Origin of the sequence: Pseudomonas sp. NPDC086566 (assembly GCF_050280885.1) — a bacterium.
In the GTDB taxonomy this organism is placed as follows: Bacteria; Pseudomonadota; Gammaproteobacteria; order Pseudomonadales; family Pseudomonadaceae; genus Aquipseudomonas; species Aquipseudomonas vlassakiae.
In genome coordinates this window covers 231546-257776 of the sequence record NZ_JBNNWD010000006.1, presented here as the reverse complement: position 1 = coordinate 257776, position 26231 = coordinate 231546, and the positions used below count along the sequence as shown (strand labels likewise).

Here is a 26231-nt window from a genome sequence, read left to right as displayed (position 1 = left end):
CTCCATGTTCAGACTGAGCGCGCGTTTATTTTATGGAGATTACCCATGCCTTCGTTCGACGTGGTATCGGAACTGGACAAGCACGAAGTGCAGAACGCGGTCGACAACGCCATCAAGGACCTCGATCGCCGCTATGACCTCAAGGGCAAGGGCAGCTTCGAGTTCAAGGACAAGGAGCAGACCGTGGTGCTGACCGCCGAGGAAGAGTTCCAGCTCGAAGCCATGCTGGAAATCCTGCGCCTGGCGTTGGTCAAGCGCAAGATCGACGTCAAGTGCCTGGAAACCAAGGATCCGTACGCCTCGGGCAAGGAAAAGAAACAGGAAGCCAAGTTCCGCGAAGGCATCGACAAGGACCTGGCCAAGAAGATCGTCGCCACCATCAAGGATGGCAAGCTCAAGGTCCAGGCCGCGATCCAGGGCGAGCAGGTGCGTGTCACCGGCAAGAAGCGCGACGACCTGCAGGAAGCCATTGCCCTGCTGCGCACCAAGGAATTCGACATGCCGCTGCAGTTCAACAACTTCCGCGACTGATCGCCGGGAGGTCCGGAACCCCGATGGCGTAATGATGTCCATGGGGTCCATGGCCGCTGCAAGACCAGCGGCCTGCTTTACTGTGTACGTGCCGCTCGGCATCAGGAGATGAATACATGGATTTGAACGCTGAAGTCGATCAGCTGGTTCGCCAGTCGCAGACCTGGATCCCCTTGATCATGGAATACGGCAGCCGCCTGCTGCTGACGCTGTTCACCCTGGCCATCGGCTGGTGGATCATCAACCGGCTCAGTGCCCGCCTTGGCAAGCTGGTGGGCCTGCGCGCCGACGTCGCGCTGCAGAGCTTCATCGCCACCTTCGCCAACATCATGATGAAAGTGCTGCTGGTGGTCAGCGTGGCCTCGATGATTGGCATCGAGACCACCTCGTTCGTCGCCGCCATCGGTGCCGCGAGCTTGACCATCGGCTTGGCCCTGCAGGGCAGCCTGCGCAACTTCGCAGGTGGCGTGTTGATCCTCATGTTCCGCCCGTTCCGCATCGGCGACTGGATCGAGGCGCAGGGCGTGGCCGGTACCGTCGACAGCATCCAGATCCTGCACACCGTGCTGCGTACGGGTGACAACAAGACGGTGATCATCCCCAACGGCGCGCTGTCCGATGGCATCATCACCAACACCAACCGCCAGCCGACGCGCAAGGTGGTGTTCGATGTGGGCGTGGACTACGAGGCTGACTTGCAGAAGGCCCGCAACGTGTTGCTGGAGCTGGCGCAGGACCCTCGCGTGCTGCAGGACCCGGCGCCGCAGGCGGTAGTCTCGACCCTGGGTGACAGCTCGATCACCGTGTCGCTGCGCCTGTGGACCAAGACCGCCGACTACTGGGACGTGATGTTCATGCTCAACGAGCATGCCCGTGACCGGTTGAAGGCTGAAGGAATCGACATTCCGTTCCCGCAGCGGGTGATCCGCGTGGTGCAGGAAACTGCAGCGCAGTAACGCCAGACCGGGGCCGCCACAGCGGCCCCAGTCATTTTCAGCCTCCTTACACTTGTTCACAGCAATTCCCCGCCATCTCTGGCATATAGCCTGACCCCTCCTGCCCGCACCAGATACGCCATCATGAAACCACTGCTGTACATCACCCCTCTTCGTGCCCTGTTGTTCGGCCTGACGTTGGCCCTGTTCGAGCTGCTCACCTACCTGGCCAGCGACGCCGTGATGCCGGCGATGCCGGTGGTGGTCGAGCACTTGAACGCCAGCCCGGAGTACATCCCGCACGCGCTCAACCTGTACCTGCTCGGTGGCGTGGTGCTGCAATGGCTGATCGGCCCGCTGGCCGACCGCTATGGGCGCCGTCCCTTGCTGCTGGCCGGTTGCGCGTTCTTCGGCGGCGTCTGCCTGGCCACCTACTGGGTGCAGGACATCGGCCTGTTCAACCTGCTGCGCCTGTCGCAGGGCGTCGGCCTGGGCTTCGTGGTGACGGTCAGCTACCCGGCACTGAACGAGTCGTTCAGCGAAGCGGACGCGGTGCGCATGATGGCGTTGCTGGCCAACATCGCCTTGCTGTCGCCGCTGCTCGGCCCGCTGGTCGGGACCCTCATGCTGCAATGGCTGGACTGGCGCTGGCTGTTCGTGGCCTTTGCCATCGGCGCGGTGTTGTGCTGGTTGCTGCTGCATCGGCTGATGCCGGAAACCCTCGGTGTCGAGCGTCGTGATGGCTCACGGCTGCCGTTCACCCCGATCCACCTGCTGCCACTGCTCGCCGGTTACGGCCAGTTGCTGGCCAACCGCAAGTTCGTGGCCGGCAGTGCCGCGCTGGGGCTGGTGGGCCTGCCACTGATTGGCTGGATCGGCCTGTCGCCGGTGCTGCTGATTCACGATGAGGGGCTGAGTACGATGGAATATGCGCTGTGGCAGTTGCCGGTGTTTGGTGGGCTGATCCTGGGCAACCTGATCATCAACCGCATCGCCGACCGCTACCCGCTGCCGGCCCTGGTGCGCGGCGCGCTGGTGCCGTACCTGGCCGGCCTGTGCCTGATGCTGCTGGCGACCTGGGTATGGCCGACGGTAACCAGCGTGGTTGCTGGCATGTCGCTGTATGCGTTGGGGCTGGGTGTGGCCAATGCGGTGCTGTACCGCATGACGCTGTTCGCCAGCGAGCAAAGCAAAGGGTTGGTGTCGGCCATGCTGGGGATGATCACCATTGCCTTGCTGGGGCTGGGTGGTGCACTGCTGGCAATGATCGGGGCGGGGGAGAGCTTGCTGCACTTTGCCCTGGCTGCCGGAGTGGCGGGTGCCCTGGCGTTGTGGCCGCTGTGGTTCGTAGTCGGTGGGCGGCCTGGGGAAGGGGCTGTGGCTGAATAATCTTGTGTCTGTACCGGCCTCTTCGCGGGTTCACCCGCGAAGAGGCCGGTACAGACAGTGGAGAACTATCAGGGCTGCTCGGTCGCCGGGTTATCCACCGGCACCTGCTTTCCCCGGCTCACTTCCTGGCGCCAGTGCAGCGCGATCAGGATCAGCGTGGGCACGCCCAACAGTGCCGTGATCAGGAAGAAGTCGTGGTACCCGTACTTCTCCACCATCACCCCTGAGTAGCCGCCGATCAGGCGTGGCAGCAACAGCATGATCGAACTGAGCAAGGCATATTGCGTGGCCGAGAACTTCAGGTTGGTCAGGCTCGACAGGTAGGCGACGAATGCCGAGGTCGCCAGGCCCGAGCTGAAGTTGTCCAGCGAAATGGTCACCACCAGCATTTCCAGGTTCGGCCCCATGTCGGCCAGCATCAGGAACAGGATGTTGGTGGCCGCCGAGGCCGCGCCGCCGATGAACAGGATCGGCAGGATGCCGAAACGCACGATCAGCAAGCCGCCGACGCCCGCACCGACCAGGGTCATGACCAGGCCGAAAACCTTGCTGACGCTGGCGATCTGGTCCTTCGTGAAGCCCATGTCGATGTAGAACACGTTGGCCATGACGCCCATGACCGTGTCAGACATGCGATAGGTGGCAATCAGGCCGAGCAGCAACAGGGCCTGCCAGCGGTAGCGGGAGATGAAGTCGTGCACCGGTGTCAGCACCGGGGCCAGGCCACGCCGGCCCATGCTCGAAAGGCAGGCCCAGGTCAGCAGCACGTAGAGGATCAGGCGCAGGAAGGCACGGTCTTCGAGCAGCAGGTCGAGAGGCGTCGCATCGCCGGAAATGACGCTCGACCAGCCGGTGTTGAACATCTGGGTAAAGCTGGCCGGCACCGACACCAACAGGATGATCAGCACGAACACCGAGGCCATCTGATGCATCAGGCCATAGCGTGCGGCCGACAGCTGGGTGCGCATTGGCACCGGTGGCTCACGCATCACCAGCGTGGTGAACAGCGCCGGCAGCATCAACACACCGAACAGCACGTAAGTACCGGCCCAGGCCTTGTGCAAGTAGCTGAAGCCGGTGGAACCGAACCATTCGGCGAAGAACAGCGCGCCTGCTGTCGCGAGCAGGGCGGCAACCCGGTAACCGGCCATGTAGCTGGCGGCGAGGGCCGCCTGGCGCTGGTCATCGGCAATCTCCAGGCGATAGGCATCGACGGCGATATCCTGGGTGGCCGAGGCAAAGGCCACCAGCACCGCCAGGGCGATCAGCCAGGAAAGGTGTTGCTGCGGGTCGCACAAGCTCATGCCGACCAGCCCGATCACCACCAGCGATTGCGACAGCAACAGCCACGAGCGTCGTCGCCCCAGGCCGCCAAGCAGCGGCAGGCGCCATTGGTCGAGCAGCGGTGACCAGACCCATTTGAAGGCATAGGCCAGGCCGATCAGGCTGGCGTAGCCAATGGTTTCACGGGCCACGCCGGCTTCACGTAGCCACACCGACAGGGTCGAGAACACCAGCATGTAAGGCAGGCCGGCGGCGAAGCCCAGCAGCAAAAGCACCAAGGTTGACGGGCTGGCATAGGCAGCGAGCGCAGCGCGCCAGGTTTTACGGGGCATGGACCAACATCTGCCTCAAATTTGCGGAAACAAAGCGCGCACTCTAACCGCTGTGCTCCATCGGGCGCCAGCCATGGCGCGCTATTCCCACACGATTATTAGACACTTCAACACCTTCCGCCCGCAGACGAGCCCGCTGTTCATCGCCGGATGGCGTGCCGGCAGCGAGGCTCAAGCGACCTCCTGCACCTACCACCCTGTGCCAGGGCAATCGGGTATCGGCTGGCAACTGGCCAAGTGTGCGTCCGACCCAACGTGCCGCCCGCCCAAGCCCCGCCAGCTCGGCGAGCTCGCCGTAGCTGACCACCTTGCCCTCAGGTACTTGGCCAAGCACCGAATACAGCGCCGTTCGTCGGGCTTCGGGCGATGCCAGGGTGTGCTCATATCCCTCAGGCATCACGGCTGCCCTGGCCTGGGATGAAACCGGACGAATGGTCGCGGCAAATCAGTGTTGAACTCAACGGCATGCTCCTGGGTCAGTCCTTGCTCTGGTCGGTGGTATCTGGATAATGCCCGGCTTTTTTCGTCAAATCGAACCTGTAGCGCGCTTATGTATTCTAGATCCTTGCTTTGCCTGTTGACCGCTTCCCTGTGCGCCAGCCCGGTGTTCGCCGACACCGTGTGGATGAAGAACGGTGACCGGCTCAGCGGCAAGATCCGTGTATTCGACGGGGGCAAGCTGCTGCTGGAAACCCCCTATGGCGGCTCGATCTCGCTGGACTGGAAACAGGTCCAGACCCTGGATAGCGACCAGGAACTGCTGGTCAAGCAGGACGCCTATAGCGGCGAAAAGGCCAAGTCACTGAAGGCTGCCGAGCCGGGCAAGGTGACCCTGGCCAACGGCGATGCACCGAAGACGGTCGACCTCGCCAGTGTTCAGCAAATCTTGAAGCCGAAACCGCTGGTCGAGGACTTCATCTGGAAAGGCAACGTCGACGTGGCCATGGACTACAAGCGTGCCGAGACCGACAGCGACGACTACGACATCGACTTCAAGACCACCGCCCGCCACGGCCGCTGGCGGCACAATGCCGAAGGCGAATACAACCGGGAAACCAAAGACGACGTCACCACCACCGACAACTGGAGCGCCGAATACGCGCTTGACCGCTTCCTCACCGAGAAGTGGTTCTGGCAGGGACGCATGGAGTACAAGCGCGACCGCATCGAAGACCTCTCACGCCAGCGCACGATCGGTACCGGCCCTGGCTACCAGTTCTGGGACGACGAACTGGGCGCGTTCTCGCTGGGCTCGCTGATCAACCGTACCGACTTCGAGTACCAGGACGGCGCCAAGGACAATTTCTACTCGGCGGCGGTGAAGTGGGACTACACCCGCTACCTGATCGGCAAGAACGTCCAGCTGTTCACCAATGGTGAGTTCGCCAAGCCGCTGGGCGGTGTGGCCGACTACGCGCTGGATGCCGAAGTGGGGCTGCGCTACAAGGTCACCGAATGGGCTTCGCTCAACCTAAAGGCAGAGAAGGACATCATTACCGGGACGCGCGACAGCGATCTGGACAAGACCCGCTATACCGCAGGGTTCGGTGTGACCTGGTAACTCGCCAATGGGCTGCGCAGCAGCCCATTGGCGCTGGCAGCTGATAATGCTTATCTTGTCAGCATCCAGTCCGCCGTCAGGAGCCGCCCTCACGTGAGTACCAACGCCATTCGCCCCGCCCGGGAACTGCTGCTCAAGGAATACCGCGGCGTGCTTTCGACCCATTCCAAGTCCATGCCTGGATTCCCGTTCGGATCAGTGGTGCCGTACTGCCTGGATGCCCAGGGCAATCCGTTGATCCTGATCAGCCGCATCGCCCAGCACACTCACAACCTGCAGAAAGACCCCAAGTGCTCACTGCTGGTCGGTGAGCGCGAAGCCGAAGACGTGCAGGCCGTAGGCCGCCTGACGGTGATGGCAGAGGCGCACAAGCTGGTCGACGAGGCTGCCATCGAGGCCGCCGCCGAGCGCTACTACCGCTACTTTCCCGATGCCGCCAACTACCACAAGGCCCATGATTTCGACTTCTGGGTCCTGCAGCCAGTGCGCCATCGCTACATCGGCGGCTTCGGTGCGATCCACTGGCTCGACCAGGTAACCCTGGCCAACCCGTTCGTGGGCAAGGCCGAGGCGAGCATGATCGGGCACATGAACAGCGACCATGCCGATGCCATCGCCCATTACGTCGAGCTGAGCGGCCTGCCGCGCAGCGTGCCGCCCCAGATGGTCGGCATCGACAGCGAAGGCATGCACCTGCGTATCGGCCAGGGCATCTACTGGTTGGCATTTCCGGCTCCTTGCAACACCCCGACACAAGTCCGCGAAGCATTGGTTCTGCTGGCGCGCGCCGACCAATGGCCGACTGCGACGGAAGTCGAGGCTTGAAATAGCGAGCGCATGCATCCATCTGTAGGTCTTACAGGAAGGGTCTCTTCCGACGAGGAATGCTTTGATGCGTGCTTTTCTACTGCTGTTTCTCCTGTTTCCGGTGCTGGAGCTGTTCGTTTTCGTCAAGGTTGCCGGCGCCATCGGGTTCTTTCCGGCGCTGCTGCTGATCATCGCCGGTTCTGCTCTGGGTGTGCTGGTGGTACGCGTGGCCGGCCTCGCCACCGCCCTGCGTGCCCGCGAAAGCCTGCAGCGTGGCGAACTGCCCGCCGAGGATATGTTCCAGGGCCTGATGCTGGCCGTGGGTGGGGGGTTGCTGCTGTTGCCCGGCTTCATCAGCGATGTGCTGGGCCTGCTGTGCTTGCTGCCGTTCACCCGCCATCTGGCGGCGCGCAAGATGCGCCAACGCGCCGAAGCCCAGGCCATGCGCCAGCGGGCGTTCCAGGACGACCCGTTCCAGGCACCGCCGCGTGACGGCGGCCATCGCCCGAACGTGATCGAAGGCGAGTACGAGCGCCGCGATCAATAATCAGGGCTGTATCCTCCGGGGCCGCGCAAGCGGCCTCGGTCTTTTTCAGCACCCTGAAATTTTTTGCATATCAAGCCTTGTAATTGCATATGGCGGCCTCATGTATGTGGTCACCGCAAGGTTTCTGGTGGAAACACCAGTCATGACAAAGGTGGTTCGCCCTTTGCGGGCCACCCCCGGCATCGCCGGATTGCATTAACCCGCCGGTTTCGTACCGGCCGATGAAAACCACTATTTGGGAGAGATCGACAATGAAGCTTCGTCCTCTGCATGACCGCGTAGTCATCCGTCGCAGCGAAGAAGAATCGAAAACCGCTGGCGGTATCGTCCTGCCGGGTTCGGCCGCAGAAAAACCAAACCGCGGTGAAGTCGTTGCAGTTGGCACCGGTCGCGTTCTGGAAAACGGCGAAGTACGTGCGCTGGCCGTTAAAGTCGGTGACAAAGTGGTATTCGGCCCTTACTCGGGCAGCAACACCGTGAAAGTCGATGGCGAAGACCTGCTGATCATGGCCGAGAACGAAATCCTCGCCGTTATCGAAGGCTGATTTTCCCCGACTTCCCGTTACTCCAAAGATTTTTCAAGGATTAAACGATCATGGCTGCTAAAGACGTAAAATTCGGCGATTCCGCTCGTAAGAAAATGCTGGTTGGTGTCAACGTTCTGGCTGACGCAGTAAAAGCGACCCTCGGCCCGAAAGGCCGTAACGTGGTGCTGGCCAAGAGCTTCGGCGCTCCGACCATCACCAAGGACGGCGTTTCCGTCGCCAAAGAAATCGAACTGAAAGACGCCTTCGAAAACATGGGCGCCCAGCTGGTCAAGGAAGTTGCTTCCAAGGCCAACGACGCTGCCGGTGACGGCACCACCACCGCTACCGTTCTGGCTCAGGCCATCGTCAACGAAGGCCTGAAAGCCGTTGCTGCCGGCATGAACCCGATGGACCTGAAGCGCGGCATCGACAAGGCCACCGCCGCCGTTGTCGCCGAGCTGAAGAACCTGTCCAAGCCATGCGCCGACTCCAAGGCCATTGCTCAGGTAGGCACCATCTCCGCCAACTCCGACAACTCCATCGGTGAAATCATCGCCGAAGCCATGGAAAAAGTCGGTAAAGAAGGCGTGATCACCGTTGAAGAAGGCTCGGGCCTGGAAAACGAACTGTCCGTCGTAGAAGGCATGCAGTTCGACCGTGGCTACCTGTCGCCATACTTCGTCAACAAGCCGGACACCATGGTTGCCGAGCTGGAAGGCCCGCTGCTGCTGCTGGTCGACAAGAAGATCTCCAACATCCGTGAGCTGCTGCCAGTTCTGGAAGCCGTTGCCAAGGCCGGCCGCCCTCTGCTGATCGTTGCCGAGGACGTCGAAGGCGAAGCCCTGGCTACCCTGGTGGTCAACAACATGCGCGGCATCGTCAAGGTTGCTGCGGTCAAGGCACCGGGCTTCGGCGACCGCCGCAAGGCCATGCTTCAGGACATCGCCGTCCTGACCGGCGGCCAGGTCATCTCCGAAGAAATCGGCCTGACCCTGGAAACCACCACCCTGGAGCACCTGGGCAACGCCAAGCGCGTCATCCTGTCCAAGGAAAACACCACCATCATCGACGGTGCTGGCGTTGACGCCGACATCGAAGCACGCGTCAAGCAGATCCGTGCCCAGATCGAAGAAACCTCTTCGGACTACGACCGTGAGAAGCTGCAAGAGCGTCTGGCCAAGCTGGCTGGCGGTGTTGCCGTGATCAAGGTCGGTGCTGGCACCGAAGTTGAAATGAAAGAGAAGAAAGCCCGCGTTGAAGACGCCCTGCACGCTACCCGCGCAGCCGTCGAAGAAGGCGTGGTGCCTGGCGGTGGTGTTGCCCTGGTTCGCGCCCTGGCTGCCATTGCCGGTCTCAAAGGCGACAACGAAGACCAGAACGTCGGTATCGCCCTGCTGCGTCGCGCTGTAGAAGCCCCGCTGCGCCAGATCACTGCCAACGCCGGCGACGAGCCAAGCGTTGTCGCTGACAAGGTCAAGCAAGGTTCGGGCAACTACGGCTACAACGCCGCTACCGGCGAATACGGCGACATGATCGAGATGGGTATCCTCGACCCAGCCAAGGTCACCCGTTCGGCGCTGCAAGCTGCTGCTTCGATCGGCGGTCTGATGATCACCACCGAAGCCATGGTTGCCGACCTGCCGGAAGACAAGCCAGCTGCTGGCATGCCTGACATGGGCGGCATGGGTGGCATGGGCGGCATGATGTAAGCCAGCCTTACCCCCTGCACCAAGAAAAAGCCCCGCCTAGTGCGGGGCTTTTTCATTTTCAGGCGACGCGATGCTCGGCGGCTGGCGCCTCGGCCATGCCCTTGCGATACAGCACCAGGTAATACGACCCCAGGCCGATCAACCAGCAGAACACCGCCGTCCACACGTTGTGCGACAGGAAGTGCGCGCCCTGCAGCATCCGCCCCAGCCCCAGCGTCGAGCCAGCCACCAGGGCCACCCCGAACGCCACCCGCGCCAGCTTCGGCTTGCGGTCACGCAGCATGAAGAACAGGCCGAACAGGCAGAAACCGGTGGCGGCATGCCCACCTGGCCAGCACAGGCCTGGCTTGTCGGTCGCCGGGCGATGTTCCAGCAGCTTGCTGTAGGTTTCCTTGCCGCCGAACTGGGTCAGGCTCCAGGGGCATTGCACCTGGGTCACCTTCTTCAGTGGCGTGACGAAGGCGGTTGATAACCCCAGCGCCAGCACCAGGCAACCCAGCTCGCGGCGCCAGCTGAACAGGCGCTTCCAGAAGAAGCTCGAAGCGAACGCGCCCAGCGCGATCAGGCCAAGCAGGATCACGCCTTGCTTGACCCGGTCATGCATGACGGTTTCCAGCAGGTAACTGTGACGCCCGATGAACTGCCCTGCAGCGGGGTCGTAGAACAGGTTGGCGACGTCCATGTCGACCGAGGTCAGTTCCAGCAGCAGCAGGGTCGCGGCAACCGCCAGCGGTATGCCCAGGTACAGCCAGAGGTTGATCGGACGCGGACGAGTGCGTTGTTGCATGACAGCTCCAGGGGGTAAAAAGACCGGGCATTGTCATGCGCCCGCTATTCTCTGTCCGTGAAGGATCAGTGAAAAAACTGTCAAGTTCGCTGAATTTGCCCCAGGGCTGGCACAGTACCGGCGATGGCCTTAAGCTGCGCCTGCCGCGCACCGTAGCGAAGCGCCGCACAGGAGAACCCGATGCGTATTCTATTGGTTGAAGACAACCGCGATATTCTTGCCAACCTTGCCGATTATCTGGGCATGAAAGGCTACACCGTCGACTGCGCCCAGGACGGCCTCTCGGGCCTGCACCTGGCCGCCACCGAGCATTACGACCTGATCGTGCTCGACATCATGCTGCCCGGCATCGACGGCTATACCCTGTGCAAGCGCCTGCGCGAGGATGCCCGCCGTGACACCCCGGTGATCATGCTCACGGCACGCGACCAGCTGGACGACCGCCTGCAGGGCTTCCGCTCCGGTGCCGATGATTACCTGCTCAAGCCTTTTGCCCTGTCCGAACTGGCCGCGCGCATCGAAGCGGTGCTGCGCCGGGCCCAGGGCGGCGGGCGCCGTACCCTGCAGGTCGCGGACCTGAGCTACGACCTCGATACGCTCGAAGTGACCCGCCAGGGCCGCCTGCTCAAGCTCAACCCGGTCGGCCTCAAGCTGCTCGCCGTACTGATGCAGAAAAGCCCGCACGTGCTGCGCCGGGAAGTGCTGGAAGAAGCCCTGTGGGGTGATGATTGCCCTGACAGCGACAGCCTGCGCAGCCATGTGCACCAGCTGCGCCAAGTGATCGACAAACCGTTCGAGAAACCGCTGCTGCATACCGTCCATGGCGTCGGCTATCGCCTCGCCGAGGGCCGCGATGGAGTTTAAGCAAAGCCTTGCCCAGCGCATCATCATCGCCTTTGCGTTGATGAGCGCGCTGGTGGCCGGCGCCTTCGCCTTCGGTATCGTTGCCACCGTGCATCTGGTTGAGGAGCGCCTGATCTCATCGGTGCTCGGCGGCGATCTGCAGCGCCTGCTGCGCATGGACAGCGTCAGTGACTGGAGCCACCGGCCACGGCCCGACCAGCTGTTCTACTTCAGTGGCGGGCGCGATGATTTCGAGCTGCCCAAGGACTTGCGCCACCTCGATGTGGGCTTCCATGAAGTATTCCGCGACCAGCTGTCCTACCACGCGATGGTCGAGATCGTCGATGGTCGCCGCTACGTACTGCTGCAGGACCAAAGCGATTTCGAAGAGCGTGAGCGGGTGCTGTTCGCCGTGGTGGTGGTGGGCTTCGTGCTCAGCCTGGTACTGGCCGTGGTGCTCGGCTGGCTATTGGCGCGCAGGGTAATGGCACCGGTCATCCGCCTGGCGCGCCAGGTGCGTCATCGCGACCAGCTGCTCGGCCTGGCGCCGCCTTTGGCACCGGACTACGCGGCCGACGAAGTCGGCCAGCTGGCGGCGGCATTCGACGATACCCTCGGCCGGCTGCGTGATGCACTGACCCGCGAGCGTTTGTTCACCAGCGATGTCAGCCATGAGCTGCGTACACCGCTGATGGTGCTGGCCACCTCGTGCGAGCTGCTGATGGAAAACCCCAATCTGGATACCCGCTCGCGCAACCAGGTAGAGCGCATCGCCCGCGCCACGGAAGAGATGCGCGAGCTGGTCAAGACCTTCTTGATGCTGGCGCGTGCCCAGCGCGACCAGGGCGCCGTGGCGTCCCAGGCAACCCTGCGCGAAGTCGCCGACGACTTGATCGGGGTGTGGCGCGATACCATCGAGCAGAAGGGCCTGGCGCTCTACTATGATGGGCAGGTCAGTGCAGGCCCACTGCTGTACAACGCCACCTTCCTGCACTCGGTGATGGGCAACCTGCTGCGTAATGCCGCGCATTACACGGATAGCGGTTATATCCGCCTGAGCCTGGAGCTCAACGGCTTCAGCGTCGAAGACAGCGGCGTGGGTATCCCGGAGGAAAAACGCGAGGCCATGTTCCAGCCTTTCGTGCGGGGCGAGGAGCGGCGTGGCGAAGGCCTCGGCCTGGGCCTGTCGCTGGTACAGCGGATCTGCGATGACCAAGGCTGGCGGGTGACATTGAGTTCGACGTCGCCGCACGGCTGCCGCTTCCAGGTGGACCTGAGCCAGAGTGCGGAAAAGACCGATCCCACCCTGTAATAAGATGAAACAGTCCTGCCGTTTGATGACGTTATTTTCACATTGGCATGACCTGTTTCCCACGGTTGGGTACCTAAGGTAGGCGCATTGAAGATAGGAGCCTTTCGATGCGCAGCCCGATCAAACTCGAATTTTCCGAGAAGTACGACCAGCAACACGCCCAAGCGTATTTCCTCAAGCATCAGGACGGACTGGCACGACGCCTGTCCCACAAGCGCGACGAGCATCTTGCCCGTCGTGCCCTGACGCTGGCCGGAGAACCGGGCCTGGTCCTCGATCTGCCCTGCGGAGCAGGCCGATTCTGGCCGTTACTGGCGGAAAAGCCGAACCGGGTGATCATCGGCGCCGATAACTCCGAGGCGATGATCAAGACCGCTTGTGCCGCACAACCGCCAGAAGTGGTGGCGCGGGTACGCCCTTTGCAGACTTCGGCATTCGCGATCGATTTGCCGGATAATTCGGTCGACAGCATTTTCTGCATGCGACTGTTTCACCATATTGGCCAAGCGGCTCATCGCAAAACCATTCTTGACGAGTTTCAAAGGGTTAGCCGTGACAGCGTAATCCTGTCATTGTGGGTGGACGGTAACTTCAAGGCTTGGCGCCGCCAGAAGCTCGAGCAAAAGCGCAGTGCCAACGGCGAACAGGGCAGCTATCAGAACCGTTTCGTGTTACCGGCAGAAACGGTTGAAGCAGAATTCAAGGCCGCCGGCTTCAGAATCCAGGAGCGCCTCGACTTCCTGCCGTTCTATGCCATGTGGCGGGTATATGTATTGCGTAAGGGGTAGTGTTTGATGGCTGTAGCCCAAAATGGGGAGTCGCGGTTCGATTATTACTGGCGCCAGCAAGGTGAATGGGTCGAGGAACCCAACCAGCGGCGCGGTGGTGAAAGTGGCGTACAACGTCTGAGGGATGGCAACGGCAAGGTGCTGTATGCCAAGCGTCAGGTTGGCCATATCTATCGCAGCCTGTTACACCCATTCGGCAGGCCGACGGTGTTGCGCGAGCTCGATGCACTGAACAGCTTCGAACAACTCGGTGTGCGCGTGCCACGTATCGTGTTCTGTGGTGCCGAGCGTGATCCAGAGCATCAATGGCGTGCGCTGCTGGTCAGCGAGGCGCTGGATGGCTTTGTCGAGCTCGACACCTGGCATGCCGAAGGTGCGCGCGAGCGGTATCCGCAGGTAGTGCATGAACGCATGCTCAAGGACCTGGCCGACAACCTGGCGCGCATGCACCTGGGGCATTGGCAGCATGGCTGCCTGTACGGCAAGCACGTCTTCATCAAGGTCATCGGCGAAGGTGAGCAGGCCCGCGTCGAGGTAGCACTCCTGGACCTGGAAAAGTGCCGACGACGTATCAGCTGTCAGCGGGCTGCAGGCAACGACCTGCGCCAGCTGCGCCGCCACTCGTCGCTAAATGACACGGAATGGCAAACGCTGCTCTATTTTTACCAGATGGCGTTTGGCAGCGCTGTCAAAGGGTTAGGGCGATGAAACTAGAAATAGCTCGAGCTTTATTCCTGGTGGCTGGGCTGGCTGTGACCACGGCGGCGGTAGCTGCCTGGGAAGAGCCGCGGCCTGTGGTGTTCAGCAAGGCTGGCCAATGCGCGGTGCCGCATACGGTCAAGGCGCAGCAGGCCAAGGCTGAACCAGACCAGGACTTGCTGTTGTTCCTCTTCGGCATGCGCCAGGGGCTGCGGCCGTTTGGCTGATGGCGCTCGAGCAAGATGAAGGCCTCGCGAACGCGAGGCCTTTGTTTTTGAGGCAGCCGGATCAGGCTGCCAGCGGTTCCTTGGTAGCGGATTTGTGCGCCAGCAAGGTGTAGATACACGGCAACACGAACAGGGTAAACAAGGTCCCGATCGACATCCCGGTGGCGATCACCGTGCCGATGTCGAACCGGCTGACCGCCCCGGCGCCGGTAGCCAAAATCAGCGGCACCATGCCGAACACCATGGCCGCCGTGGTCATCAGCACCGGCCGCAGGCGAATGGCGGCAGCCTCCTCGATGGCCTGGCGAATGCTCAAGCCCTGTTCCTCTCGCAACTGGTTGGCAAACTCGACGATCAGGATGCCGTGCTTGCTGATCAGGCCGATCAGCGTCACCAGCCCCACCTGGGTATAGATGTTCATGCTGGAAATGCCGAGGAACAGCGGAAGCAGCGCGCCACAGATCGACAAGGGTACGGTCACCAGAATCACCAGCGGGTCGCGGAAGCTCTCGAACTGCGCGGCCAGCACCAGGAAGATGATCGCCAGTGCCAGGCCGAAGGTCACCCACAGGGCGCTGCCTTCCTGAACGTACTGCCTGGCCGCACCGGCATAGTCGAAGGAAAAGCCCTCAGGTGCTTCTTCCCGGGCAATATCACGCACCGTCTGCAACGCCTCGCCAATGCTGACCATCGGCACCCCTTGGATGATCGCCGAGTTCAACTGCTGGAACTGGTTGAGCTGGCGCGGGCGGGCGCGGTCACGGAGGGTGATCAGCGTCGACAAGGGCAGCAGCTGCCCTTGCTCGTTCTTCACGTAGTAGTTGTTCAGCCAGCCGGCGTTGTCCCGGTAGGGCCGCTCCACCTGGGCAATCACTTTGTAACTGCGGCCTTCGAGGGTGAAGCGGTTGATTTCAGCCTCGCCCAGCAGGGTGGCCAGGGTACTGCCCAGCGTATCCATGGACACGCCCATCTGCGCCGCCTTGGCCCGGTCGATGTCGACCACCACTTCTGGCTTGTCGAAGGCCAGGTCGATGTCGAGGAAGGCGAACTTGCCTGACTCTTGCGCCCTCTGCTTGACCCGCTGGGCGACTTCCAGCAGGGCAGGGTAGTCACCGGCGGTGTTGATCACGAACTGGAACGGCAGGCCCTCGCCGGTACCCGGCAGCGACGGCAGGTTGAAGCCGAAGATCTGCAGCCCGCCGATCTGCTCGAGTTTGGCCTGCACCAGCGGTAGCAGCTCCATCTGCGTGCGTTGGCGTTCGTTCCAGGGCTTGAGCAGAAAGCCACCGATGCCGCTCTGCACACCGTTGAAGCCGTTTATCTGGAACGATGAGTAGTACTCGGGGAAGCTCTTGAACAGCGGCGTGAACTGGTCGGTGTAGGCATTCAGGTAGTCGAGGTTGGCCGGCTGCGGCGAGCTGCTCATCATGAAGATCACGCCCTGGTCCTCGTTGGGCGCCAGTTCGTTCTGGGTGAACTTGAGCAACAGCGGGATCAGGCACAGGATGATCACGGCGAACACCAGCACCACCGGGCGGCTGTCGAGGGTAGCGTGCAGCACGCGCTGGTAACGCACCTTGAGGCCGTCGAACAGCACATCGAGCCGATGGGCCAGGCCGCTGGGGTTCTGCTCCTGGCGCAGCAGCAGGGCGCACATCATCGGCGACAGGGTCAGGGCGACGATGCCGGAGATCACCACGGCCCCGGCCAGGGTCAGGGCGAACTCCTTGAACAGCGCACCGGTGAGCCCGGTGAGAAAACCGATAGGGGCGTACACCGCCGCCAGGGTGATGGTCATCGACACCACCGGCATGGCGATCTCCCGTGCGCCCTCCAGGGCCGCATCGAAGGGGGACTTGCCTTCCTCCATGTGCCGGTGAATGTTCTCTACCACCACGATGGCATCGTCCACCACCAGGCCGATGGCCAGTACCATGGCCAGCAGCGTCAGCAGGTTCAGCGAGTAACCCATCATCTGCATGAAGAACAGCACGCCAATCATCGACAGCGGAATGGTCACCACCGGGATCAGCACCGAGCGCAGGGCGCCGAGGAACAGGAACACCACCACGATGACGATCAGCACCGCTTCGCCGAGGGTCTTGATCACTTCATCGATGGACGCCTGGATGAACAGTGTGGCGTCGTAGGCGATCGATACCTTCAGTGCCGACGGCAGCTGGCTTTCCAGCTCGGGCATGATGCGCCGTACTTCCTTGATCACGTCCAGCGGGTTGGCTGCCGGGGTGGCCTTGATGCCGATATAGACCGACGGCGTGCCATCGAACGAGCTGACCGTGTCGTAGTTTTCCGCGCCCATTTCCACACGTGCCACATCACCCAGCAGCACCCGGCTGTCGCCGGACACCTTGAGCGGCAGGGCGGCAAAGGCTTCGGCCGATTTCAGCTCGGTGCTCGCGTTGATGCTGGTGACCACGTATTCGCCCTTCACCTCACCGGCGGCGGAGAGGAAGTTGTAGCGGCGCACGGCATTGGTCACGTCGCTGGCGGCGAGGCCGAAGCCGGCCAGTTTCACCGGGTCGATCCAGATGCGCATGGCGAACACCTGGTTGCCGAGGATTTCCGCCTCGGCCATGCCTGGCAAGGTGGCAAGCTTGGGCTGGATCACCCGCGACAGGTAGTCGGTGATCTGCGGGTTGCTCATCTGCTTGCTGTAGAAGCTGATGTACATCAGTGCCGAGGCGTCGGCGGCCTCCTTGCTGAGCACCGGGTCTTCGGCGTCCTGCGGCAGCTGGTTGCGCACTTCGTTGGCCTTGGCCAGCAGTTCGGTGAACAGGCGGTCGCTGTCGGCGCCGATGCGCGCGTAGATGGAAATCACCGAGAAGTTCTGGCGGCTGACCGAGGTCATGTAGTCGATGCCTTCGGCACTGGCCAGGCTCTGTTGCAGCGGCTGGGTGATGTAGCCCTGGATGGTCTCGGCGTTGGCCCCGGGGTAGGCGGTGGTCACCGTGATCAGGGCGTTCTCCATTTTCGGGTACTGGCGGATCTGCAGCTTGTGCCATGCCTGGAAGCCGAGCAGCAGGATCAGCAGGCTGACCACGCTGGCCAGCACCGGGCGGCGGATGAACGGGTCGGTGAACGCCATGCCTGCCTCCTGCTCAGTCGCTGCGCGGTGCGCCCTGTTCGGGCTTGAGCGCGCTGTCCTGGCCAATGCGGATGGCTGCACCGGGGGTCAGCTTGAGCTGCCCGGCGGTGACCACCCGCTCCCCGGCCTTGAGGCCCTTGCTGATCACCACCACCCCATCGCGGCGTTCGCCGGTCTGTACGGTGCGCTGTTCGGCGCTGAGCTGTGGCTCGCCCTTTTCGTCGGTGGCGGGGTGGCCGTCCTTGTCCTTCTTCGGCGTGGCAACGTACACCGAGTTGCCGTAGAGGGTGTAGGTGATTGCACTTTCCGGCACGACCACCTGGGGTTGCGGGTCGGGCAGCAGGATCAGCAGGTTGGCGAACATGCCTGGCAGCAGTTTGTCGTCCGGGTTGGCCAGGGTCGCGCGAACCAGCAGGTTGCGGGTGTTCTCATCGACCTTGGGGTTGATCGCGCTGAGGCTGGCCGGGAAGGTCTGGCCAGGGTAGGCGGCCACCTGCACCAGCACTTGCTGGCCCAGGCTCAGGCGCGGCAAGGCCTGCTCTGGGACGTTGAAGTCGACGTACAGGCTGGACAAGTCCTGCAGGGTGGCGATCACCGTGCCGGCGGCCAGGTACTGGCCGATGTCCACCTGGCGAATGCCGATGGTGCCGCTGAACGGCGCGTTGATGCTTTTCTTGATCTTCTGCGCCTTCAGTTGTTCAACCACCGCCTGGTTGCGCCGGTACTGGGAGGACAGGCGATCGAATTCACCGCGGGAGATGGCGGCATCACCGACCAGCTGGCTGCCGCGACCGAAGTCGACCTTGGCCAGCCCCAGGTCGGCCTGGGCAGTGCCGAGCAGGGCGGTTTCCTGGTCGTCGTTGAGCTGCAGCAGGGGTTGCCCGGCTTTGACCTTCTGCCCCGAGTCGAAGTACAAAGCCTTGACGATGCCCTCTACCTCCAGGCTCAGTTCGACGCCTTGCAGGGCCTTGAGGCTGCCGACGGCAGGGAGGCGCTCCTGCCACTGGCGCTGTTCGGCCGGGGCGGCCGCAACGGTGATGGGTGGCCTGGGCGCAGAGAACATCTGGATCTGTTGGTAGATCGAGAAGCCCTTGTAGCCCCCCAGGGCCAGCACGATCAACAGAACGACAGCCAACATGATGAGCATGCGGCGGCGCAGCATAAGTCCGGTTCCTTGGATGCGTGGTTGTTATTCGTTTTGACACGACAACGGGCGATCCTGCCCACGTGCGGATAGAGAGTAGTATTGCAGAAGGAGAGGGGATTGCCTGTGCCGGCCTCTTCGCGGGGCAAGCCCGCTCCCACAGGGATCCCATAATCCTTGGGATTACAGTGAACCTGTGGGAGCGGGCCTGCCCCGCGAAAGGGCCTTCAGACCAGGTGCAGGTGGTTGTCCCAGAACCCGGACGGCAGGTTCATCGGTTGCCCGATCAGTTCGGCCTTGCGGCAGTCATAGAAGCGGCAACGACCCTGCCCGGAAGTCACGACAAACCCATCCTTGACCGCGCCGACCCCGGCGCAATCGGGCATCGGTGCGTCGAGCTTCACCGCGCCGCTGTCCAGGTCCCAGACGAACAGGCGGTTGGCCCGCGGTGCGGTCAGCGCTACCAGGCGCAGGTCGCTGTGGATGGCGACGCTGGCGGTGTACTGGGCCATCGATTGCAGCTGGCGCTCCGGCACCGGGAAGGCCTTGAACGGCTCGCCCGGGCGCTTGATCGCCAGCAGCTCGGCGGTTTCGTCGGCAGCCCCCATGAACTGCTGGCAGGCGGCAATGGTGCCATCGTCGCCGACTGCGAGGTGGCGCACGCTGTTCATCTGCTGGGCCAGGGTTTCCTTGCTCAGCAGGGTGCCGTCGCGCTGCATCAGCACCAGGCTGGGTTCCATGGCGTCGAGGTTCATCTCGACCCGGCTCTCGGCCTCGGTACGGATACCGCCGTTGGCCACCACCAGGGTTTCGCCGTCCGGCAGCCAGGCCACCTCATGGGGGCCGATGCCATGGGTCGGGATCTCACCGCTGTGCACCAGCCGTTCGCCCTCGAAACGGTACACGCCGAGCACGCCGCGGCCTGGGTCGGTGGTGTCGTTTTCGGTGGCATACAGCCATTCGCCACTCTTGTGGATCACCGCGTGGCCATAGAAGTGCCGGTTCGGTTGCGAGGTGATGGTCTGCAGCAAGCGCCCGTCGCGCAGGTCGACCAGGTAGCTTTCGGTACCGGGGCGACGGGCGACGAACAGGGCGATCGGCAGCTCGGGGTGGTTGATGATCGCATGGCAACGCTGGGCGACCTGGGTGCTGAACACCTGGGTGCCGTCCAGGCGGAACCCGACCGCGTAATGCTTGCCGTCGCCATCGTCCCGCGCCGACAACAGCAAGGGTTCGCTGCCTTTGTTGCGCAGCAGGCTCCAACCGCCCAGGGTCAGGGCGCTGAGCAATACGCTACCGAGTTTGAGGGCCTGGCGTCGCAGCATGATCAGTCACCGTCGTTGGCATTGAAGCCCAGCTGGATGTTCAGCGCCTTGGCCAGGTCGCCTTCGTGCAGGCGGTGGACGGCGTTCAGAGCATCGTAGATCTGATTGAGGGTCTGCTGCCCGGCGTCATCGGCCAGCAATTCGCCGAGGGTCTTCTGGTTGTCGGCCAGCAGTTTGAGCGCCGTAGCGTAGGCATCGTCGATCTTCTGCGCCAGCGGTTTCTGATCGCTGGGCAGCAGGCTGCGCAGGCCCTGGTTGTCGACCCCGACCCACACCGCCTGAGCGGCCTTGAGGGTGGCTTCCAGGCTTTTCAGCGAGGAGTGGCTGCGCCAGGCTTCGGCCTGCAGCGGTTGTGGGATGCCCTTGCTCTGGCGGCCCATGGGGGCGCCCAGCTTCTTCTTCAGGGTGTCCAGGGCGGTGACCTGGGAGCGCAGCAGGTCGGCGATCGCCTCGTGGGAGTCGGCGTAGCGCTGGTTGGGGAACTTGGTCATCTGCGACAGCATGCCGTCGGTGCTGTTCCAGGTCTTGAGGATATCCTCGGCCAGGGCCTTCTGGTGATCGGCAATGGCAACCAGCAGCGGGCAATAGCGGGCCTTCTGCTCGGCAATGGCGATGTCCGGCTTGCTGTCGAAAAGGATGTACTCGTAAGCCGACAGGCCGCGTACCACGACGCTGGCCTTGCCCAGGGCGGCGGCATCGACCGGCTTGTCGCCATTGACCAGTTGCTCGACCTGGCGGCCGACCAGGTTCTTCTTGTCAGGCCAGAATTGTACCTGCCAGGCGCGGTTGCCTTCGGCCAGCGGGCCGACCAGCAGCGGTTGCAGTTCGGCCCAGGCTTTTTGCGCATTGAGGAAATCGGCGCGCGCGGTGTCCAGGCTTTCCTTGCCCTCACAGTAGGCCAGGGCGCTGGCGGCCAGCTGGCGGTCGGCTTCGACCCAGCGGCTGTAGGTCGGCAGGATCACCTGCTTGGCGATGGCGGCGGAAGTCACTGCCTGCGGGTCCTGCGGCGAGCAGGCACCCAAGGCGAGTGCGGCGAGGCTGGTGAACAACAGTTTGGGTCGGAACATGCCCGGCTCCTTGCGCGTTTTAAAGTGAGTTCAGGAAAGCCAGCAACGCGGCGCGCTGCTCGGCGTTGAAGGTCAATACGTGGTCGCGCGCCGACTGCGCTTCGCCGCCGTGCCAGAGCACGGCTTCGAGCAGGTTGCGGGCGCGGCCGTCGTGCAGGTACTGGGTGTGGCCGCTGACCGTTTCGGTCAGGCCGATGCCCCACAACGGCGGGGTCCGCCAGTCCTGACCGTTGGCTGCGAATTCGGTGCGCTCGTCGGCCAGGCCTGGGCCCATGTCGTGCAACAGCAGGTCGCTGTAGGGGCGGATCACCTGATTGGCCAGCTCCGCTTCGGCGGTGTTGGCGGCAGTGGTGAACTGCGGGATATGGCAGGCCTGGCACCCGGCCTGGAAGAACAGGTTCTTGCCGGCCAGCACTTGCGGCGCGGCGACGTCTCGACGTGCCGGCACGCCGAGATTGCGGGTGTAGAAGGTGACCAGGCGCAGGATATTGTCGCTGACCTCCTTCTCGTCGCCTTGGCCGTCGCCATTGGGCGCGGCCAGGCAGTCGACCTGGGCCGGGGTGCAGTCGTCCTTCGGTTGCAAGGTGCTGGTCAGGCCCATGTCGCCGTTGAAGGCGTGCACGTTCTGCTGGTTGACGTTGGGCTGCCCGGCCTTCCAGCCGAAGCGGCCGATCACGGTCTTGCCCTGGGCGTCGTCCCAGACCCGGTTGGCGCGGCCGCGGATACCGTCGTGGTTGCGGTCGTCCGGGTCTTCGTTGGCCAGGATATCGGCTTCGGGTATGGCTTCGAGCAGGCCCAGGCCGATCATCGGCGGGGCGACACGGGCCGAGAAGCGCGTGTCGGGGTGCAGCGGGCCGTAGCCAAGCTGGGTGATCTGCAGCGTCGGGCGGCGCAGCTCGACCCGGTGGCCGTCGTTGAAGGTGACGGTCTGGGTGGTGTAGTTCACCCGCACCTTGCCCTCTGGCGCCACGCCGGGGATGGCCATGTCTTGCAGCTGGGTGCCGTAAGTGGGCTCGGGGACCACGCCCAGGCGCTCGATCTGCTTGGCCAGGTAAGGCTGATCGGGGATCGACAGGCGCACCAGCATGCCCACGGCATTGCTGTCATCGGGTTCAGGAGGGTGCCCGCGGCCATCGCGCACGTGGCAGTTCTGGCAGGCCGTGGTGTTGAACAACGGGCCCAGGCCATCACGCGCGGTGGTGGTGGACGGGGCGATCACCCAAGGGCTGCGGAAGAAGCTGTTGCCCACGGCGAAGTCCAGGCGTCGCTCGGCCGAGAGGTTGGCCGAGGGCAGGGAGAATGCCTTGCGGTCGTCGCGCTGAACCGTTGCCTGCCCGCCGGACAGCGCTTCGCCTGGCTCGGCCTGGGTGAAACGCGGAGCGTCATCACAGGCAGCAAGGGCGAGGGCCAGCAGCAGAGGGGAGAGTCGGGACAGCGACGAGGACATGCAAAATCCTGGGCGTGGACGAAAAACCGGCGTGCAAGCTTAGCAGGCCGGCGTAATTTGAATAAGAGCAATTTGCAATTACCCGGGTGAAAAGGATGTGAAAGGCCAGCATTTTCATGGACTTCACCGGCCCTTTCGCGGGTAAACCCACTCCCACAGGGACCACACCAGGTCGGAGCCTGTGGAGATCCTGTGAGAGCGGCTTTAGCCGCGAAGAGGCCGGCACAGAAAAAAGGCGACCCGAAGGTCGCCTCTTTTCATCACCCGCTCCGCGAATCAGAACTCGTGGTCAGCGGTATCCGGGTTCAGGTTGGCGATACCCAGCTTGCCTGCTGCCTGCTCGATCGAGCCGGTCTGCTTGACCAGCGAGGCGATGGCATCACGCACGATCTGGTTGCCGGCAGCATTGTCGGCGGCGATCAGCTGGTCGTAATGCTCGCCCTTGAGCGCGTGGTCGACCATCACCTGGATTTTCGCTTCGGTGGCTTCAAGGTCGGCCTTGAGAGTGGCGTCGGCAGCCGGATCGGCTTTGGCCACCAGCGAAGACAGGCTCGGGCCGGTCAGCTTGGTGCCGTCGACACGGGTGTACTCGCCCAGGTAGACGTTGCGGATGCCCTTGGCGTCGTAGAAGTGCGAGTAGTGGGTGTTGTCGCTGAAGCAGTCCTGCTCGTCTTCCGGCGAGTTGGCTTCCAGCGAGACCTTCATGCGCTCACCGGCCAGTTCGCCCAGCGACAGGCTACCCATGCCGAACAGCATCTTGCGCAGGCCATCGGCCACCGGCTCGGCTTCCAGCGTGGCACGGTAGTTGTCGGCGACGTTCGGCTTCCAGTTGCCGACCATCTCTTCGAGGTCGTTGACCAGCAGCTCGGTAACCGCTTTCAGGTAGGCACGGCGACGGTCGTTGTGGCCGCCGGTGGCACCTTTGCCTTCCAGGTAATCGGAAGCCGGGCGGTTGCCTGCGCCTGGGCCGGTGCCGTTGAGGTCCTGGCCCCAGAGCAGAAACTCGATAGCGTGGTAGCCGGTGGCGACGTTGGCTTCGGAACCTGCCAGTTCGTTCAGGCTGGCCAGCTTCTCAGGGGTGATGTCCTTGACGTCGACCTTCTCTTCACCCACCTGGATCTCGGTGTTGGCGATGATGTTGGCGCTGGCCGCCGGGTTGCCCAGGGCGTGCTCATAGCTTTTGTCGACATAGTCGATCAGGCCTTCGTCCAGCGGCCAGGAATTCACCTGACCTTCCCAGTCATCGATGATGGTGTTGCCGAAGCGGAACACTTCGCTCTGCAGGTAAGGTACGCGCGCCGCAACCCAGGCCTCTTTGGCGGCCTTCAGGGTTTCGTCGTTGGGCTTGGCAAGGAATGCGTCGACGGCAGTCTGCAGGGTCTTGGCGGTGCTCAGCGCGTCGCTATACACGGCATAGACCATTTCGGTGTAATGCTTGACCACTGCTTTGCCGGCCGCTTCGTCGACAGCCCCGGGCGCCGCCGCTGCGGTGCTGGCCGCAGCAGGTGCCTGAGCTTGCGGAGCGGCAGCCTTGTCGTCCTTGCCTTCGCCGCAACCGGCGAGAGCGATGGCGATGGCCAGCAGACTGGCGGAGGCCAGAGGCATACGAATCATTGTTGGTTTTCCTGCGTCGTGTGGTTGGACCAAGGGGTTAGGCCGTGCGCCGTGGCACGCGAAACGACAACATCATGCGAAAGATTTGCATTTGCTGTAAAGGGGTTGGCGCGCAATTCATGCAAATGCGCATCACGGGTTCAAATCGAGTGGCAAGCCTTACAGTGCGGAGACCTGATTGCGCTGGGCTTGTTTGAGGAAGTTGGTCAGTTCCCGGGCCGACAACGGTTTGCTGTAGTGGTAGCCCTGACCCTCATGGCAGCCTTGGGCGATGATGTAGGTTTCCTGTTCGGCGGTTTCCACGCCTTCGGCAATCACCTGCATGCCCAGGCTCTTGCCCAGCTGGATGATGGCGCGAACGATGGTCGCGTCATCATCATCGTCGAGCAGGTCCTGGACGAAGCTCTTATCGATCTTGATCTTGTCCAGCGGCAGCGACTTCAGGTAGCTGAGCGACGAGTAACCGGTGCCGAAATCGTCGATGGCGATCAGCGCCCCCGAGCGGCGCAGGCTCAGCAGGTGCTGGGCGGCGGTACTGATGTCTTCCATCAGGCCTGTCTCGGTCACCTCCAGCTCCAGGCTGCGCGGAGGCAGGCGGTAAGCCTGCAGCAGGTTGTTGACCACCCGCGGCAGCTCGCTGTGATGCAGCTGGACGGTGGACAGGTTGACCGCCATGCGCAGTTCGCTGAAGCCCAGGTCATGCCATTCGCGCAACTGCCGGCAGGCCTGGTCGAGCACCCACTCGCCAATCCTGATGATGCTGCCGTTCTGTTCGGCCAGCGGGATGAACTGATCGGGCGGGACCATGCCCAGCTCCGGGTGCTGCCAGCGCAACAAGGCCTCGACGCCGACCACGCGGTGGTCGCGGTAGCTGATCTGCGGTTGGTAGACCAGGTACAGCTGGTTACGCGGCAGGGCTTCGCGCAGGTCCTTTTCCAGCTCGCGGCGACGGCGCATTTCGCTGTCGACGCTGGCAATGTAGAACTGGTAACGGTTGCGTGAGCGGGCCTTGGCCAGGGTCATGGTCTGTTCGGCCTTTTGCAGCAGCTTCTCGGTGCTGTCACCGTCCTCCGGGAACAGGGTGATGCCGATGGTGGCGCGCAGGCGGATCTGCTGTTGGTCCAGGGCGAACGGCTGTTCGAGATCGTCGAGAATGCTCTGGGCCAGCTCCGCCGCCTCGTAAGGCTGCTGGATATTGGCCTGGACCAGGGCGAACTGGTCGCCGCCCAGGCGCGCCAGGGAACCCAGGCGGCCACTGTGAGCGCGCAGGCGATCGGCCAGGGCCAGCAGCAACTGGTCGCCGGCCTGGTAGCTGAACTGCTCGTTTATGCCCTTGAAATCGTCCAGGCCCACGCACAGCACGGCCACGCGATGTTGCAGGCGGCCGGCGTCGGCGAGGATCTTGTCGAGTTGTTCCTGCAATTGCTGGCGGTTGGGCAAGCCGGTGAGGAAATCGTATTGCGCCATGCGCTGCAAGCTGTTTTCGGCTTCGTGGCGCAGGTGGGTGTTGCGCTCGATCGAGGCCAGCAGCTGGTTGGCGGTGTTGACCCAGAGGCCCAGCTCATTCTTCTCGTGGCCCTTGAGCAGCGGGATCTGGTGCTGGCTGGGGCGATCAGGGTTGATCTGGGTAAGGTGCTCGATGATCTTCGACAGCGGCTTGGTCAGCAGCCAGTGGTACACCAGATAGAGCACCAGGCCCATGGCCAGGGCGCGCAGCACCCCGGAAATGAAGATGATCACCGCATTGACCAGGAAGTCTTCGCCATAGGACGAGGTATCGAGGGTGATGCTCAGGTCGCCGTAGTACTCGCTGAACGGGCCACGGCCGACCAGTTGGGTCGTGTAGGTGCGTTCCTGGCCGAGGATCAGGTCGGTCAGCCAGCGCATCGACATGTCCTGCAGCGGACGGGACTTTTCCGCCAGCATGGTTTCGTTGGGGTGGCCGATCGAAGCCATGCGCACCGACTCGTCCTGGAACAGGCCTTCCATCACCTGCATGCCCATTTCACGGTCGAGGCTGTACACCGCCTGGGTGGAGGGGTCGCGGAACATGTCGAGGATGCGTTGGGCGTCGTTATTGACGGCCTGGCGGGTCTTGTAGGTGTCGTAGACGATCTGCGCGCAACTGAGGACGACGCCGACCGCCAGCGCCGAAAGGAGCACGACCCTGAGCAACTTGACCGACAAGCTGTTCCGCAATTCCAGCTTCAATGGGTTTTTCCTTAATCCATGCGCATAACATCATTTTGC

Annotated in this window: 23 protein-coding genes; 13 read left to right on the top strand and 10 right to left on the bottom strand. The window is 62.9% G+C overall.

Features of this window, described 5'->3' with window-relative positions; genetic code table 11:
- Positions 1 to 45: 45 nt before the first annotated feature.
- From ACQKPS_RS16035 to ACQKPS_RS16025, 3 genes are all read left to right on the top strand, one after another.
- Positions 46 to 531 carry a YajQ family cyclic di-GMP-binding protein gene (locus tag ACQKPS_RS16035; protein ID WP_054884610.1) on the top strand — a complete coding sequence of 162 codons (486 nt, stop codon included), beginning with the start codon at positions 46 to 48 and terminating at the stop codon, positions 529 to 531.
- A gap of 116 nt (positions 532 to 647) precedes the next feature.
- Positions 648 to 1487, top strand: a complete 840-nt coding sequence (locus ACQKPS_RS16030) for a mechanosensitive ion channel family protein (RefSeq protein WP_254481315.1) — start codon at positions 648 to 650, stop codon at positions 1485 to 1487.
- Positions 1488 to 1610: 123 nt separating this feature from the next.
- A complete protein-coding gene (locus tag ACQKPS_RS16025; RefSeq protein ID WP_427604833.1) occupies positions 1611 to 2855 on the top strand; it encodes an MFS transporter in 1245 nt (414 codons plus the stop codon).
- Positions 2856 to 2923: 68 nt separating this feature from the next.
- Here the strand turns inward: ACQKPS_RS16025 and ACQKPS_RS16020 are convergent, their stop codons facing one another.
- Both ACQKPS_RS16020 and ACQKPS_RS16015 read right to left on the bottom strand, forming a co-directional pair.
- Positions 2924 to 4471 (bottom strand): AmpG family muropeptide MFS transporter, encoded by a 1548-nt coding sequence (locus ACQKPS_RS16020; RefSeq protein WP_254481313.1) that lies wholly within the window; start codon positions 4469 to 4471, stop codon positions 2924 to 2926.
- A gap of 43 nt (positions 4472 to 4514) precedes the next feature.
- A complete protein-coding gene (locus tag ACQKPS_RS16015; RefSeq protein WP_254481312.1) occupies positions 4515 to 4868 on the bottom strand; it encodes an MGMT family protein in 354 nt (117 codons plus the stop codon).
- Positions 4869 to 5021: 153 nt separating this feature from the next.
- Between ACQKPS_RS16015 and ACQKPS_RS16010 the strand changes: the two genes are divergently transcribed.
- The 5 genes from ACQKPS_RS16010 to groL all read left to right on the top strand — a co-directional run bounded on the left by ACQKPS_RS16010 (position 5022) and on the right by groL (position 9622).
- A complete protein-coding gene (locus ACQKPS_RS16010; RefSeq protein WP_427604830.1) occupies positions 5022 to 6032 on the top strand; it encodes a DUF481 domain-containing protein in 1011 nt (336 codons plus the stop codon).
- Positions 6033 to 6125: 93 nt separating this feature from the next.
- Complete coding sequence (locus ACQKPS_RS16005) at positions 6126 to 6857, top strand: HugZ family protein (protein WP_427604828.1); 732 nt, start codon at positions 6126 to 6128, stop codon at positions 6855 to 6857.
- Positions 6858 to 6924: 67 nt separating this feature from the next.
- Positions 6925 to 7386, top strand: coding sequence for an FxsA family protein (locus tag ACQKPS_RS16000; RefSeq protein ID WP_254481309.1), 462 nt, complete (start codon positions 6925 to 6927; stop codon positions 7384 to 7386).
- Between the two features lie 251 nt (positions 7387 to 7637).
- Positions 7638 to 7931, top strand: a complete 294-nt coding sequence (locus ACQKPS_RS15995) for a co-chaperone GroES (RefSeq protein WP_054884602.1) — start codon at positions 7638 to 7640, stop codon at positions 7929 to 7931.
- 50 nt (positions 7932 to 7981) lie between these two features.
- Positions 7982 to 9622 (top strand): chaperonin GroEL, encoded by a 1641-nt coding sequence (gene groL / locus ACQKPS_RS15990; protein WP_176508333.1) that lies wholly within the window; start codon positions 7982 to 7984, stop codon positions 9620 to 9622.
- Between the two features lie 58 nt (positions 9623 to 9680).
- Here groL and ACQKPS_RS15985 read toward each other — a convergent pair whose 3' ends face one another.
- Positions 9681 to 10409: a phosphatase PAP2 family protein gene (locus ACQKPS_RS15985; protein WP_427604826.1), complete on the bottom strand. Its 729-nt coding sequence runs from the start codon at positions 10407 to 10409 to the stop codon at positions 9681 to 9683.
- 180 nt (positions 10410 to 10589) lie between these two features.
- Between ACQKPS_RS15985 and colR the strand changes: the two genes are divergently transcribed.
- The 5 genes from colR (at position 10590) to ACQKPS_RS15960 (ending at position 14278) form a co-directional block, all read left to right on the top strand.
- Positions 10590 to 11273 carry a two-component system response regulator ColR gene (gene colR, locus ACQKPS_RS15980; protein ID WP_003255215.1) on the top strand — a complete coding sequence of 228 codons (684 nt, stop codon included), beginning with the start codon at positions 10590 to 10592 and terminating at the stop codon, positions 11271 to 11273.
- Entirely contained in the window at positions 11263 to 12564 is a 1302-nt protein-coding gene (locus tag ACQKPS_RS15975) for a sensor histidine kinase (protein ID WP_254481307.1), read from the top strand. Before colR ends, ACQKPS_RS15975 begins: the two co-directional genes overlap by 11 nt.
- A 107-nt stretch (positions 12565 to 12671) precedes the next feature.
- Positions 12672 to 13352 (top strand): class I SAM-dependent methyltransferase, encoded by a 681-nt coding sequence (locus ACQKPS_RS15970; RefSeq protein WP_254481305.1) that lies wholly within the window; start codon positions 12672 to 12674, stop codon positions 13350 to 13352.
- Between the two features lie 6 nt (positions 13353 to 13358).
- On the top strand, positions 13359 to 14060 hold the full coding sequence (locus ACQKPS_RS15965; protein WP_254481304.1) for a lipopolysaccharide kinase InaA family protein: 702 nt from the start codon (positions 13359 to 13361) through the stop codon (positions 14058 to 14060).
- Positions 14057 to 14278, top strand: a complete 222-nt coding sequence (locus ACQKPS_RS15960; protein ID WP_254481303.1) for a hypothetical protein — start codon at positions 14057 to 14059, stop codon at positions 14276 to 14278. Before ACQKPS_RS15965 ends, ACQKPS_RS15960 begins: the two co-directional genes overlap by 4 nt.
- 61 nt (positions 14279 to 14339) lie before the next feature.
- On the opposite strand, the gene ACQKPS_RS15955 is transcribed toward ACQKPS_RS15960, so the two are convergent.
- The 7 genes from ACQKPS_RS15955 to ACQKPS_RS15925 form a co-directional block, all read right to left on the bottom strand.
- Positions 14340 to 17384, bottom strand: coding sequence for a multidrug efflux RND transporter permease subunit (locus ACQKPS_RS15955; RefSeq protein WP_427604823.1), 3045 nt, complete (start codon positions 17382 to 17384; stop codon positions 14340 to 14342).
- 13 nt (positions 17385 to 17397) lie between these two features.
- Positions 17398 to 18546, bottom strand: coding sequence for an efflux RND transporter periplasmic adaptor subunit (locus ACQKPS_RS15950; RefSeq protein WP_427604822.1), 1149 nt, complete (start codon positions 18544 to 18546; stop codon positions 17398 to 17400).
- Between the two features lie 209 nt (positions 18547 to 18755).
- Entirely contained in the window at positions 18756 to 19853 is a 1098-nt protein-coding gene (locus ACQKPS_RS15945; protein ID WP_254481298.1) for a DUF1513 domain-containing protein, read from the bottom strand.
- 2 nt (positions 19854 to 19855) lie between these two features.
- Complete coding sequence (locus tag ACQKPS_RS15940; protein WP_427604820.1) at positions 19856 to 20920, bottom strand: imelysin family protein; 1065 nt, start codon at positions 20918 to 20920, stop codon at positions 19856 to 19858.
- Between the two features lie 19 nt (positions 20921 to 20939).
- A complete protein-coding gene (locus ACQKPS_RS15935; RefSeq protein WP_254481295.1) occupies positions 20940 to 22367 on the bottom strand; it encodes a di-heme oxidoredictase family protein in 1428 nt (475 codons plus the stop codon).
- 276 nt (positions 22368 to 22643) lie between these two features.
- On the bottom strand, positions 22644 to 23981 hold the full coding sequence (locus ACQKPS_RS15930) for an imelysin family protein (RefSeq protein ID WP_254481294.1): 1338 nt from the start codon (positions 23979 to 23981) through the stop codon (positions 22644 to 22646).
- 159 nt (positions 23982 to 24140) lie between these two features.
- On the bottom strand, positions 24141 to 26192 hold the full coding sequence (locus ACQKPS_RS15925; RefSeq protein ID WP_254481293.1) for a putative bifunctional diguanylate cyclase/phosphodiesterase: 2052 nt from the start codon (positions 26190 to 26192) through the stop codon (positions 24141 to 24143).
- Positions 26193 to 26231: the final 39 nt, after the last annotated feature.